This window comes from Planotetraspora kaengkrachanensis (genome assembly GCF_016862895.1).
GTDB classification, from domain to species: Bacteria; Actinomycetota; Actinomycetes; order Streptosporangiales; family Streptosporangiaceae; genus Planotetraspora; species Planotetraspora kaengkrachanensis.
In genome coordinates, this window is sequence record NZ_BONV01000035.1 from 31,840 (window position 1) to 44,006 (window position 12,167).

Annotated in this window: 11 protein-coding genes; 5 read left to right on the plus strand and 6 right to left on the minus strand. The window is 67.8% G+C overall.

What is annotated here, in order from left to right; genetic code table 11:
- Positions 1 to 365: 365 nt before the first annotated feature.
- A complete protein-coding gene (locus Pka01_RS29990; RefSeq protein WP_203886287.1) occupies positions 366 to 962 on the plus strand; it encodes an SMI1/KNR4 family protein in 597 nt (198 codons plus the stop codon).
- Positions 963 to 1,225: 263 nt separating this feature from the next.
- Here the strand turns inward: Pka01_RS29990 and Pka01_RS29995 are convergent, their stop codons facing one another.
- Together Pka01_RS29995 and Pka01_RS30000 are read right to left on the minus strand one after the other, a co-directional pair.
- On the minus strand, positions 1,226 to 2,260 hold the full coding sequence (locus Pka01_RS29995; protein ID WP_203886288.1) for a hypothetical protein: 1,035 nt from the start codon (positions 2,258 to 2,260) through the stop codon (positions 1,226 to 1,228).
- Between the two features lie 129 nt (positions 2,261 to 2,389).
- Complete coding sequence (locus Pka01_RS30000) at positions 2,390 to 3,502, minus strand: hypothetical protein (RefSeq protein ID WP_203886289.1); 1,113 nt, start codon at positions 3,500 to 3,502, stop codon at positions 2,390 to 2,392.
- 602 nt (positions 3,503 to 4,104) lie between these two features.
- Here Pka01_RS30000 and Pka01_RS30005 point away from each other — a divergent pair.
- The gene (locus Pka01_RS30005) at positions 4,105 to 6,957 is read left to right on the plus strand and encodes an AfsR/SARP family transcriptional regulator (RefSeq protein WP_275414516.1); all 2,853 of its coding nucleotides are present in this window, start codon (positions 4,105 to 4,107) and stop codon (positions 6,955 to 6,957) included.
- Between the two features lie 643 nt (positions 6,958 to 7,600).
- Here Pka01_RS30005 and Pka01_RS30010 read toward each other — a convergent pair.
- Positions 7,601 to 8,002: a winged helix-turn-helix transcriptional regulator gene (locus Pka01_RS30010; protein WP_308442297.1), complete on the minus strand. Its 402-nt coding sequence runs from the start codon at positions 8,000 to 8,002 to the stop codon at positions 7,601 to 7,603.
- A 122-nt stretch (positions 8,003 to 8,124) separates the two neighbouring features.
- On the opposite strand from Pka01_RS30010, the gene Pka01_RS30015 reads away from it, so the two are divergent.
- Complete coding sequence (locus Pka01_RS30015; RefSeq protein ID WP_239115576.1) at positions 8,125 to 8,739, plus strand: imine reductase family protein; 615 nt, start codon at positions 8,125 to 8,127, stop codon at positions 8,737 to 8,739.
- A 178-nt stretch (positions 8,740 to 8,917) separates the two neighbouring features.
- Here the strand turns inward: Pka01_RS30015 and Pka01_RS30020 are convergent, their stop codons facing one another.
- Both Pka01_RS30020 and Pka01_RS30025 read right to left on the minus strand, forming a co-directional pair.
- Positions 8,918 to 9,271: a VOC family protein gene (locus Pka01_RS30020; protein ID WP_239115556.1), complete on the minus strand. Its 354-nt coding sequence runs from the start codon at positions 9,269 to 9,271 to the stop codon at positions 8,918 to 8,920.
- A gap of 192 nt (positions 9,272 to 9,463) precedes the next feature.
- Positions 9,464 to 10,078, minus strand: coding sequence for a dihydrofolate reductase family protein (locus Pka01_RS30025; RefSeq protein ID WP_203886291.1), 615 nt, complete (start codon positions 10,076 to 10,078; stop codon positions 9,464 to 9,466).
- On the opposite strand from Pka01_RS30025, the gene Pka01_RS30030 reads away from it, so the two are divergent.
- Positions 10,059 to 10,274 (plus strand): hypothetical protein, encoded by a 216-nt coding sequence (locus tag Pka01_RS30030; protein ID WP_203886292.1) that lies wholly within the window; start codon positions 10,059 to 10,061, stop codon positions 10,272 to 10,274. The two genes, Pka01_RS30025 and Pka01_RS30030, sit on opposite strands and share 20 nt — an antisense overlap.
- Positions 10,275 to 10,447: 173 nt before the next feature.
- Here the strand turns inward: Pka01_RS30030 and Pka01_RS30035 are convergent, their stop codons facing one another.
- On the minus strand, positions 10,448 to 11,077 hold the full coding sequence (locus Pka01_RS30035; RefSeq protein WP_239115558.1) for a TetR/AcrR family transcriptional regulator: 630 nt from the start codon (positions 11,075 to 11,077) through the stop codon (positions 10,448 to 10,450).
- Positions 11,078 to 11,173: 96 nt separating this feature from the next.
- Here Pka01_RS30035 and Pka01_RS30040 point away from each other — a divergent pair, with 96 nt between their 5' ends.
- Positions 11,174 to 12,082, plus strand: coding sequence for an SDR family oxidoreductase (locus Pka01_RS30040; protein ID WP_203886293.1), 909 nt, complete (start codon positions 11,174 to 11,176; stop codon positions 12,080 to 12,082).
- The last annotated feature ends 85 nt before the right edge of the window (positions 12,083 to 12,167 follow it).

The following is a 12,167-nucleotide window of genomic DNA, read 5'->3' on the forward strand; positions in this document are numbered from 1 at the left end:
GTGGACTGGATCGCCACGCGACGGCGGGCGCCGAAGCCGCCACCGCCGCACTGCGGCAGTCGATTCCCAGCCACGCGGATGTCGTGACCTCCCGAACAACCAAGAAGTCACGCGCTCGAAGCGTGACTACGCCAAGCGGATCTCCATGACGAAAGGCCCCAAGCCCGAGCCGCCACGCTCCAGCTTCCAAGCTTGCCCCAGTGTTCCTGCAGCACGAACCGGGCCCGATCCTCGGGGCTGCCGTCGGTCCAAGGCGTCGGGAACGGACGCTCGTCCGCGCGGTGCACGCCCCTGCCGGCGAGGTGAGCAAGCTCACGGACAGCGGCATGAGCGGACGCGTGCGAGGGTTCCCAACGTTTGGCAGGATGACGATCGTGTCTTGGACGCAGCGGATCATCGAGGTGACCAGCGCGCGGCCGGAGCTGCGTGACATCGACTGGACGCCGGTCGAGGCCGAGCTGGGCACGACACTGCCGCCCGACTACCGCGAGCTGTGCTCGCTGCTCGGCGGCGGTTATTACTCCGGGTTCCTGCGGCTCCTGCAGCCGCGCGGTGACGCGGCGACGGACGGCCTGCTCCATTCCTGGCGGTGGCACCGAGACCATCCGGAATATGCGGGTCTATACGCACCGTACGACCTGTACGGCGGTCCCGGGCGGCCGGGTCTGCTCGGCTGGGGTGACGATCAGACCGAGGGTGAGTACTACTGGCTCGCGGACGCGGAGACCGATCCGGCGGCGTGGCCGGTGATCGCTCGCAAGGACGGCGCCGACCCGTGGCACCGATACGACATGAGCATGTCGGAGTTCATCTACCACATGCTCACGGATCACGACTTCAAGCCGTTCACGGTGGCCGCCACGACAGCGAGGCCGTTCGTGCTGCCCGAGGGCGTGCAGATCACCACGGTGGAAGAGTGGAACGCGTGGGCGAACCGTACCGATGGCAGTCCCAGGCCATGACCATATCGACGTGAGCCCAGCCGGGAGACTACGGACTCACATCGGCAGAGAGCGCGGATCGCGGCAGAAGAGAGCGTTGTGGCTGATCATGCCCGGCTGCCGGAGGCCAGTGGAGCGCGTGCTCTCAGGATCCAGGTGTCCCTTCTCTGGGAGGAAAGCGCACTGGTGCGGTAGCGGTGGAGAAATGTGGGCGGTGCGACGCTCGGCGTGCTGTTGGCTGAGTTCTGCCGGTCGTCCAGTTCCGGGACGTCGGCGAAGAATTCCTAGACTGCGTATGGGTCCCAGCTGGCGGCGTAGCGCAGCAGCGAGCGGGCCAGGTTCGGGTGGGCTGCCGCCCACCGGGTATCGAAGACGAACCACTGATCGAACCCGAAGAATCCGTCGATGTATCGGGCGACCTGCGCGATGTGCGTCTCCCCCCGGATCAGGGACTTGGCGGGTCGCTCCGGGTGAAGCATTTCCAGCGTCTCTCGGTGGATCTCCTTGTGCGTAAGGTCTCGGTCGATGCTGGCGGGGGATGGGGCGTATCCATCCATCTGGGCGTAGCGTTCCATCGCTGGGGCGATGTCCTCCTCACCGGGAGCGACCAGTGCTCGCAGCAGCCGGGCGTCGTGCGGCCAGCGGTGGGCGCCGGGACCGTCGACGCCCCGCAGGTGGGCGGCGAGATCAGGCAGGGTCAGGCCGGGGAAGGCCAGGGCGCCAGTTAGGTCCAGGTTCCGATGGCCGTCGGGCGATTCCCAGCACAGGCGGACCGAGAAGACTGACTCGGGCCCCGGTGGGGCGAGCCGGACGGTACGGACCGGTACGCCATGACTGAAGACCGCACCGGACGCGGCCGCACCGGTGGGCAGCGGCCAGGTGTCGTGCAGCAGGAACGTGAGCCGTTCGGGTGAGGCGGCGGCGGTCTCGTCGTCGATGAAGTAGTAGGCGAGGTCCACCTCGTCGTCATCGGTACGCACTCTCAGGGCATGATCGCCGAGTCGGATGAAGTCGTCATCCCCCTCGACCCACAGGTGCTCGTGCAGTAGCTCGCGCAGTACGTCAACGCTCTCCGGCCGGGGCAGGTTCCGCTTCCGAGCCTCATCGAAGATCGAATCGAGGCCGTAGACGTCGCCGCCCAACTCGCTGTCGATCCAAGCCTCCGGGTCGTCGCGGTTCCAGCCGCGCTGAAACCAACCCAGTACAGTGGCGTCGGGCACAGTGACTACCCGCTTACTGAACGGTGATTCCTCCCGCCACCGGGACACGAAATACATGCGCTCGACTCTAGGCGAACCGTCCATCTCAAGCGGTTGCACGCAGCAGCAAAACCGGCCACGACCGGCGGAGCATGGCGGGAGCCCCCTGCCCGCCCGAGCCGCACTGCGACGGTACCCCGGTTCTTGACCAGCACTGTCTCGTTCTACTGACCATGAGCGCTGCTACGTCTAACTCTTCGCCGGCCACAGCTCCCATCGGTTCGCCCGTCCGCGCCTCACCTCGGCATCAGGGAACTGCTCTTGCAGCTCGGCCAGTCGCGCCATGATCTCCGCAATCGGCAACCCCGTGACGGCCAGCGGTTCCGGCTTGAGGGGCGGCGGCGCCGGCGGCTTCTTACGCCCCTTGCTCGCCTCGACGGCAGCTTTGAACATCTCCCGCACCCGTTGTATCCGCTTCGCCCACCCCGGCCAGGCCGGACACGGGCCGTCATACGGCGGCGTCACCCAACCGTGCTTGAACATCGGCGTGGCGCACTCACTGCACATCTGCTCGGCGGCAAGCTCGGAAACCGCCAGCAGATCACCGAGCTTGTGCTGCGCCATGCTGATCTTGAAGCGCAGGTCTGAGCGCTCTTTTCGGTCCTTCGAGGCCTTGTAGGTGGACCGCAGGTCGGCAAGCTGCTTCCGCAGGTCCCGAACCGCGAACTCCCGGTCGTACTTGTACTGAAAGAGCAAGGCCTCGCGCCGCTCCCCGGGCAACCAGCCGTTCTTGTCGATGACCTCCTCCGGGTCGCCCACTTCGGCCTCAAGGCGCTTCACGAACTCCTGGACACGCTCGATTTTGGTCTCAAGCTCGGCCATCTCCTTCTGACGCTTGACCGGCTCCATGCCCGGGAAGCGCGAGCCGTCCCGGAACGCAGCCAGCTCCGTCTGCAGGTGGTCGAGGATGGACAGGTTCTCGATGAGCGAGAGCCGTGCCTGCGCCCGTTCCGGGTCGTAGTGCTGCTTGCGGGCCTCGCGCTGCTTGTCGGCAGCGGCGCGCTCACGTTCCAGCTTGCGGTCCTCGCGCTCCCAGCGCGCTTCCAGCTGCTTCAACGTCAGCCGGCGGTGTCCGGGTTCGGCTCGCGTCCACTGACCCATGATGGCGATCGCCTCATCGAGTTCGGCCCGGCGCTCATCGAGTACCCACGGGTTCCATCTGCCGTCGCAGTTGATCTCAACGAACCGCGTCCGCGCCGCAATGAACTCCTCGGCCGTGGCGGTCACGCCAGGCTTCGGCTTCCAGAGCATCCCGTCGACCTCGATGACGCCTTCGGGGAGCGTTGCTGACGTCGTTGTCATCGCTGCGACCTCCGTCCGTCTGACGATGCACTCAGTCTGCACACGCCCACGCGCACGACTCGCCAGATTTCCGTAGTCCCATCGCGCTAGGGACTGCCGCCCACCCCCGCGCGCTTCGTACGCCAAGTCGGTCTGATGCCCAACAGCCAGGCGGGTCAGGAGAACCAGAACAGCGCAGACAAAACCGGAGGCAGACACCCGACCATCGGCAGAAGAGGAAGTGTCGCCGGCCTAGCCGTGATCATGTAAAGCATCAGGTGGGGCCGAAGCGTCAAGCATCAACCGAGGTCTGACACAGGGCGGGCGCACGTTGTCCTGCCTCGGTTTGATGATCGATGTGATCAACCAGAACCACGGTGTCGGGTGTGCGACTCGCGGCAGATCCGCGCACGTGATCTCGCAAGGGTATCTGCATACATCGTCTATGAGTGTTCGGGTTAGTGCGCGATAGCCGTGCGCGCATCGGCGGCGCGTGCCACGGCCTGTAAGTTGTGCCGGTGACCGCACCAAAACCGGACGTCGTGCGTCAATCTGTCGCCCGCCCCGGTCTACCACTGCCACCGGCTGGGCGCCTGATGAAGGTTCGGTTGCGCTTGCAGGTCATGGGCCCGTTACGGGTATGGCGGGGTGATATCGAGGTCGATGCCGGCCCCCGGCAGCAGCGGGCTTTGCTGGCACTACTGCTGGCGCAGCACGGCCGGCCGGTCGGACTGGGCGAGCTCGTCGACCTGATCTGGGTGACGGACCCGCCGGCGACCGCGGTGAATATCATCCAAAAGTACATCGGTGCACTACGCCGGATGTTGGAACCCGACGTGGCGCCGCGGTCGTCTGGGTCGTACCTGGCCCGCCAGGGCAACGGCTACCGGCTGACGGCCGGTCCCGACGTGCTCGACCTGGCCGCCTTCGGCCGGTTCGTCACGGCGGCGAAAGCGGCGGCCGCCGCTGGGCGGACGGGTGAGGCGCTCGACCGGTACGGCGAGGCCCTGCAGCTGTGTCAGGGTCAGGCGGGCGGAGGCCTGGCGGACAACGCAGCGGCTGCGGCCGTCTTCGCCGGCATCGACGGCCAGTTCGTCGACGCGGCGGTCGATGCCGCCGGTATCGCGGTGGCCGAAGGCCGTCCGGGCGAGGTGCTCGCGCCGCTGCGACTGGCCGCGAGAATGTTCCCGCTCCACGAACCCGTGCACGCGAGTCTGATGGCGGTGCTCGCCGGCGCCGATCGCCAGGCCGAAGGGCTGGCGGTGTACCAGTCGATTCGTGAACGTCTCGCCGACGAGCTCGGTGTCGACCCGGGGCGCGAGTTGCGCGAGGCGTACCTGCGGGTGCTGACCCCGATCGTGGTCACCCCAGCCGCGGTGCCGCCCACCGCGCCCACCGTTCTTGTCCCGGCCGAGCTGCCGCCCACCGCGCCCACCGTTCTTGTCCCGGCCCAGCTGCCGCCCGATCTTCCGCTGTTCGTCGGACGCCGGGCGGAACTGGCGGTGCTCGACGACCTCGTGGCCGCGACGACCAACCGCACCGGTCCACTGGTGATCGCGATGGACGGCATGGGCGGCGTGGGCAAGTCGACGCTCGCCGCGCACTTCGCGCACCGCGTCGCCCGGAAGTTCACCGACGGCCAGCTCTACCTGGACCTGCAGGGCCACGAGGACGACGGTGAGGGCGTCCCGGCCGTCGAAGCCCTGCGCTCCCTGCTCTACGCACTGGGATTGCGCGGTGCGGACGCCCCGGAGTCGCTGGAGGCGTTGGTGGGTACCTACCGCAGCCTCACGGCCGGGAAGCGGATCCTGGTGCTACTGGACAACGTCCGCGACCAGTCGCAGGTCCAGCCGCTGCTGCCGGGTTCAGCCGGAAGTCTGGTGCTGGTCACCAGCCGCCTCCCGCAAGTAGGCCTGGCCGTCCTCGGAGGCGCCCGCCTCATCCGGGTCGACCTGCCCGACCGGCAGGTCGCCCGCAAGATGCTCGAACGGCGGCTCACACACACCGAACGTGTCACCGGCGGCGACGCCGAGTCCCTCGACGCGATCGTCGAGCTGTCCGGGCGGCTGCCACTGGCACTGGCGATCCTGGGCGCCCGGCTCAGCGCCCGTCCGCGACTGTCGCTGGCGTCGGTCGTCGCGGAGTTGCGCGACGGCGCCCACCGGCTGGCGGCGTTCCCCGGCGGGCGGGGCGTGCGTGACCCGCGTACGACGTTCGCGTGGTCGTACCGCCAGCTGAGTCCCGACGCGGCCCGGCTGTTCCGGCTGCTGTCGGTCGCGCTGACCCCGGGCATCACGGCCGAGGCGGCCACGAGTCTGTCGGCGTGGGAGCCGCGACGCACCCGCGAGGCCCTCATGGAACTGGCGGAGGCCGCGCTGGTGACGGAGGACGACCACGGCCGGTTCACCTCACACGTCCTGGTCAAGGCGTACGCGGAGGAGCTGTTCCGGGAAACCGAACCGCCCGCTGAGCAGGCGGCGGCGGTTAGCCGGCTCCTGCAGCATTACCTGCACAGTGTCCTGAATGCCCAGTCCGAGCTGAAGAGCTACTTCCGGATCTCACCGCCGCCGCCTCCGCCGGACGGCGTTATCGCCGAGCGGCAGGGCTCACTGGACAACGCCTACGGCTGGTTCGACCGTCACCGCGACGTTCTGTTCGAGGCTGTCCACATCGCGGCCGAGGGTGACCACGGTGTCGCCCCTTGGCGGCTGGCCCTGGCCATGCCGCAGTACCTGGAGAGTGCGGGCCTCATCCGCGACTGGGAAGACGTCGTCCGCTTGGCGCTGCGCGCCGCCCGTGAGCAGGGTGACGCGATCGGCGAGGCGCACCTGTGCCGCAGCCTCGCCGGTCCCCGCTGGTACTCCGGCGCGAACGACGACGCCCTCGACCTGCTGCGGACCGCGTTGCGGCACTACACCGAGCACGGCATGACCAAGGAGCAGAGCGCGGTGCGGAACAACCTCCAGGCGGTGTACACCTCGCTTGGCGACCACGAGGTGGCGCTGGAACACGCCCGGCAGGCGGTGACTCTGAGCCGGCTCAGCGGAGAGCGTCAAACCGAACTCAACGGCCTGATGCGCATAGGTCAGTCGCTCGCCGAGCTTAAGCGGTTCGAGGAGGCGGTACACGCGTTGCGGCAGGCGCTCGACATCTGCCGTGACCTCGACCAGTGGACCGAGGAAGCGTGGATCCGGCACATGCTCGCGCAGAGCCTCGCGGGCATGGGCCGAGTCGACGAGGCGATCGAGGAATACACCGCAGCGGTCCGGCTGGGCGGCGTGTTGGCGCAGGGACCGACGCAGGTCTATTCGCTCCGGGATCTGTCGAAGCTTCTGCTGTCGACGGGTGACGTGGCCGGGGCGCGGCGGGCATTCGACCGCGCCGTCGAGCTGATGGGCACATTCCAGGACGGCGGACCCGAGCTCCTGCGAGCCGACCTCGGGGAGCTCGCAGAACTGCTCGCCCGGCACCGCTAGACGCCGTCTCGGCGGCCACCCGCTGCATGAAGGCCGCCGTAACGTCCGGATGCGAGACGAACACCATGTGCGAGACTTCGATGAACGTCTCGGCCGTGTCCAACGCCGTCGTCCGAACCTTGGCATGATCACATGCACTACTTTCGGCATGAGAGGTCGGCTCCAGCCTCGCAATGGAGTGCCGGTCGCAGTGGCCTGCGGACCGATACCCGACAGTCCTACACGCGCCGACGACGTCACCTGGGACTTCTCAACGCAGCGAGGACTCGCTCCTCCTTGACAGGGTCGATGCCTAGCTCCGCAACCTGGTGGTTCTCCGCCAAAGCGCCGTCGTGTTGTACGAACCAGATAGCCGATTCTCGGCGGCCTTGAGCAGGAGGCCGACGAGGTCGCGGACGTCGATCGGCTGGATCGGCCAGGTCGGCCTGCCCGGCGCGAGGACTTGGCTGGGACCGCAATCCTCGTATCGATTGGCGACCGCTTTCGTGGTCTGAGAGAACAGCGACATAACACGCTGGTTCGAGATCGCACGTCGTAGCCACTTTTTTGTGGGTACTTGTCGGCCGGGCCGGGGCGGCCTGAAGCTTGGTGGGCGGTCGGAGGGCCGTCAGACGCAGGGGAGATGGGGAGGTCGGCGGGTGTATCAGGAAACCGGTTGGGACTCGGCCAGCTTCTCCAGGCAGCGGTGGCCCCAGTCGGAAACAGGCGCCAACGCTTCGGAGAGTTCACGGCCGAAGGCGGTCAGGGAGTACACGGTCTTCAGCGGCCGTACATCGTGCACCTCCCGATGGACCAGTCCGTCGGTCTCCATCTCCCGGAGCGTTTGAGTCAGCACCTTCTCGGTGAGGCCAGGCAGTCGCCGGCGCAGCTCCCCGGGGCGGTGCGGACTGGATTCCAGGAGCCAGAGCAAAATCGTCTTCCACTTGCCGTCAATCACGGCGATCGCGGCGGTCACTCCGCAGACATTCGGGTCCTGGGCACGGCTGCGCGTCATCTTCATCCCATTCATTGCCGTTCGTCGATATTCGCGCAGGAGTTGAGTCATGATCTCGCACACCGAACAGTCTGCTGTCACCGTGCTCGGACTGGGGCCGATGGGCCGGGCCCTGGCTGGTGCCTTCCTGGATGCCGGCCTGCGGACCACGGTCTGGAATCGGACCCCGGGCCGTGAACGTGACCGCCGACGCCCCCGACCGGGCCCGGAACACTGCGGTTTGGGCGGACGAGCACGGCATCGGGTACCTGGACGGTGCGATCATGACGCCGACCACGACCATCGGAACGTCGGCGGCGGTGTTCCTCTACAGCGGCCCAGAGGAGCTTTACCGGGAGCACCGGCCGGTGCTGGACGTTCTGGGTGGCACATCCACCCACCTCGGTGCGGAAATCGGCCGGGCGGCTGCATACGACATCGCATTGCTCGACATCTTCTGGACCGCGATGGCGGGCTATGCGCACGCGCTGGCGGTGGCGAGGGCTGAGGGGGTCACCGCACGGGAGTTGGCGCCGTTCGCCAAGGGAATTGGCGCGATCCTGCCGCCGATCTTCGAGCAGGCTGCGGAGGAGGTGGACAGCGGCAGGTTCTCCGGCGAGGACAACCCGATCACCTCGGCGGTATCGTCCATGGCCCACATCGTCCGCACCTCCGAGGCCCATGGCATCGACGCGGGCGTGATGCGCGCGGCCGAAGGCTTGGCGCGCCGCGCCATCGGGCGTGGCCATGGCGCGGACGGGTTCACCCGGATCACCGAGATTCTGAACCCCCGCCGTTCCGTCTCGTAGAGCAAGAGCTCCGGATGGCAAGAAGTCGACTCGATCAAGGCCCGAGCTCTGACCCGGAAGTTTGCATCCGTGAACGTCCGTCGAGTTCCGCCATCCGTTTGCCTGTACTCGCGGCCGTACAGCCGAGCCGGTGCACAACCAGGCGGAGAGTGGGTTAGTTATCAGGTCCGAGGTGGCGTCACCCCGGGACGCCGCCGAAGCTGATCTCATTGCCTTCCGCGTCCCGGTAGGTCACCTTGGTCACGCCACCGTCGTACGTCTCGCGCCTGGCAGGCTCGATGCCCCGCCGGGCGATCTCGGCGACCCGGTCGTCCAGGTCGTCGACGAACGACAGCACCAGGGCGTTCCCCGCCCGTTCCGGCTCTTGCACGATGTAGATGTAACGGTTCTCGGCCACCTCCCACACTGCCTCGATGTCGTTCGGCAGGAACGAGGGCTGCCCGCCGAAGAACTGCTCGTACCACGGCAACGCCGCGGCGTAGTCGGTGACGGGGATACCAGCAAAGAGGTCCAGCGCCATGTCGTCCTCCACGCGCGTAGTCGATGTGTCGCCGGTACTGACCCCGGCAGCGTCGGGAACTTCTCGGCGCCCGCCCCGCCCGGTGCATCCTGTCCCGAGAAGCCGGTACCGCGTATCCCTCCTGCCCAGGTGGTGCGCCATCGGACGATCACATCGCCGACCACCGGATGTGGCGCCGCTACGGCGATCCTCCCGAGAAGGCCACTACTTCCCGCCGGGCACCTGGTCCTTGACCTCGTCGTAGCCGACCTTGGTGGGTGCCTCGGTCGGCGAGTAGATCACGCGGATCACGCCCGTCGGAAACGCCTCCGTCGCCGTCATTCTCAGGTGGTACGGCGCTTCGCCGTCGTCGAACAGCCTGCGGCCCTTACGCGCCGCCACCGGGTGCACCAGCAGGCGCAGCTCATCGACCAGCCCCGCGGCGAGCAACTGCTGCACCACGGAGATCGAGCCGGGGATCAGGATGCCTCTGATGCCGGCATCGGCCTTGAGCGAGGTGACGGCATCGAGGAGATCGCCTTTGATCAGCTCGGAGTTGCGCCAGGAGAACTCCAGCGGCTGGCGCGAGACGACCACCTTGCGCACGTCCCCGAGTTGCTTGGCGAACGGTGCGTCGTCCCCACCCGCCGCCTCGCGGTCGGGCCAGGCTCCGGCGAAGCTGTCGTAGGTCTCCCTGCCGATGAGCAGCACATCAGCGGTGTCATAATCCTCGCCGACGGCGCGGCCCATGTTCTCGTCGAAATAGGGGAAGTGCCAATCGGGGTTGATCTCGGCCACACCGTCGGCCGAGATGAACAGCGTGGAGATGACCTTTGCCATCGCGGTGATCCTTTCGAGTCAGGCGGAATCGGTAGGTAGACCAGCGCAGCATCCCAAACTCATCGCCGGCCACCGACCCGTCCCGATGGAGAGTCGGCATTTCGAGGCCGGCGTGATGCATCGGCACAGTTTCGTCGACCGGATGCAGATGGGCGACCGGGTTCCTCGAGCCCTGTTGTTCTGTCCCGACCGGTGATGCGTTCAAGGGATCTCGATCAGCCCGCACCTGCATCCTCGTGGTGCCCCTGTACCGGGCGAGATAGGCGGCTGTTGCTGCCCGCAACGGATCGGCGTCGAACGGAGCGGACCGTGCGCCTGCCCGCTACGCGGCAGAACAGTGCACCGTTCAGGGGTGTTGCCGACGTTTCGTCACAACCGTCGGGTGGGCGTCGCCGCGTTCGGAGCCGGCGCGGCTGAGGCCGACGTGACCGCGCGCAGCTCGGCGGCCATCTCGGTGATCAGGTCGGCGAGGGAGGCGTCGCAGCCAGGCGCGACCCAGCGAGCGAACGCCGCCCGGAAGACAGTGGCGCCCGACTCGGTGGCCAGGGTGGCCGTGGTCTCGCCGACGCCCTTGGCACGCAGGGCGGCGGCGACCGCCGCCGCCAGCGAGCCCGTCTTGCGCAGGTCGCGCTCCTGTAGCTCGGGGCTGCTCTCGATGATGGACTGACGCACCCGAACCAGGTCCCGGCGGTCGGCGAAGATCTCGTTCGCCACCTGGTGGAAGGCGGCGATGACCGTCTCGAAAGGGGCGGCGTCCGTCTCGGCGACCGCCCTGACCAGGACATCCTCCAGCAGCTTGCCTCCGCTGAAGAGTGCCTCGCGCTTGTCGCCGAAGAGCCGGTAGAACGTGCGTTTGTCGAGGCCGGCGCGGGCCGCAATGTCGGTGACCTTGGTCTGCTCGAAGCCGCGCTCGTGGAATAGCTCCAACGCGGCCGCCTCTAAGCGGGCGCGCGCGTCCGGTTGCCAGCGGGCCATGCCGACCATCGTATCCGATGTCACACGGCGACATCCTTTGCGGGGAGAGTATGTCGCATGGTGACATCACGGTGTACGGTGATGTCGCAAGATGACATCAGTCTTTGGGAAGGAACCACGATGCGGGTATTCGTCACCGGCGCCTCCGGCCACCTCGGCTCCGCGGTCCTGCCGGAACTACTCTCCGCCGGGCACCAGGCCGTCGGCCTGGCCCGCTCCGACGCGTCGGCCGCCGCGATCGAGAAGCTCGGCGCCCAGGTGCGCCGCGGCGACTTGTCCGACCTCGACGTGCTACGCGAGGAGGCGGCCGACTCCGACGGCGTGATCCACCTCGCGTTCCGCCACGACCTCATGCTGAGCGGCGACATGACCGGCGCTGCTGAGGCCGACCTAGTCGCCCTCAAGGCACTGGCCGACGGTTTGGACGGCTCCGGCAAGCCACTGGTCGGCACGAGCGGGACGGGCATGCTCGTGATGGGCGGCGTCGTCGGCCGCCCTGGCACCGAACGGGACGTGTTCCCGGGCGGCTACCGGATCGATGCGGAGAACTTCGTGGCCGACCTCGCCTCGCGCGGCGTGCGCTCCTCGATCGTCCGGCTCGCGCCCACGGTGCACAGCTCGCTCGACCACCACGGCTTCATCGCGGCCATCATTGCCGCCGCCCGGCAGAAGGGGTATGCCGCATACGTCGGCGAGGGCGCCAACCGGTGGCCGGCCGTGCACACGCTCGACGCGGCCGACCTCTACCGGCTCGCCCTCGAGAAGGCGCCGGCCGGCTCGCGCCTGCACGCGGTCGCCGACGAGGGGGTCCCGTTCGCCGAGATCGCCGCCGCCGTCGGCCGCAACCTGGGCATCCCCGTCCGCAGCATCGGCCCCGAGGAGGCGGACGACTACTTCGGCCCCCTCGGGTGGTTCGCGCAGATGGACAACCCGGCGTCGGCCGTGATCACCCACGAACTGCTCGGCTGGACCCCGGCCCATCCCGGCCTAATCGCCGACCTGAACGAGGGGCACTACTTCCAGGCATGAACCACAAACGACGGCCCGGGACTGTTCCCGGGCCGCCGTTTTCGTTATCGAGTACTCGGGACGAGCCCAGCTGCTCGGCTTCACC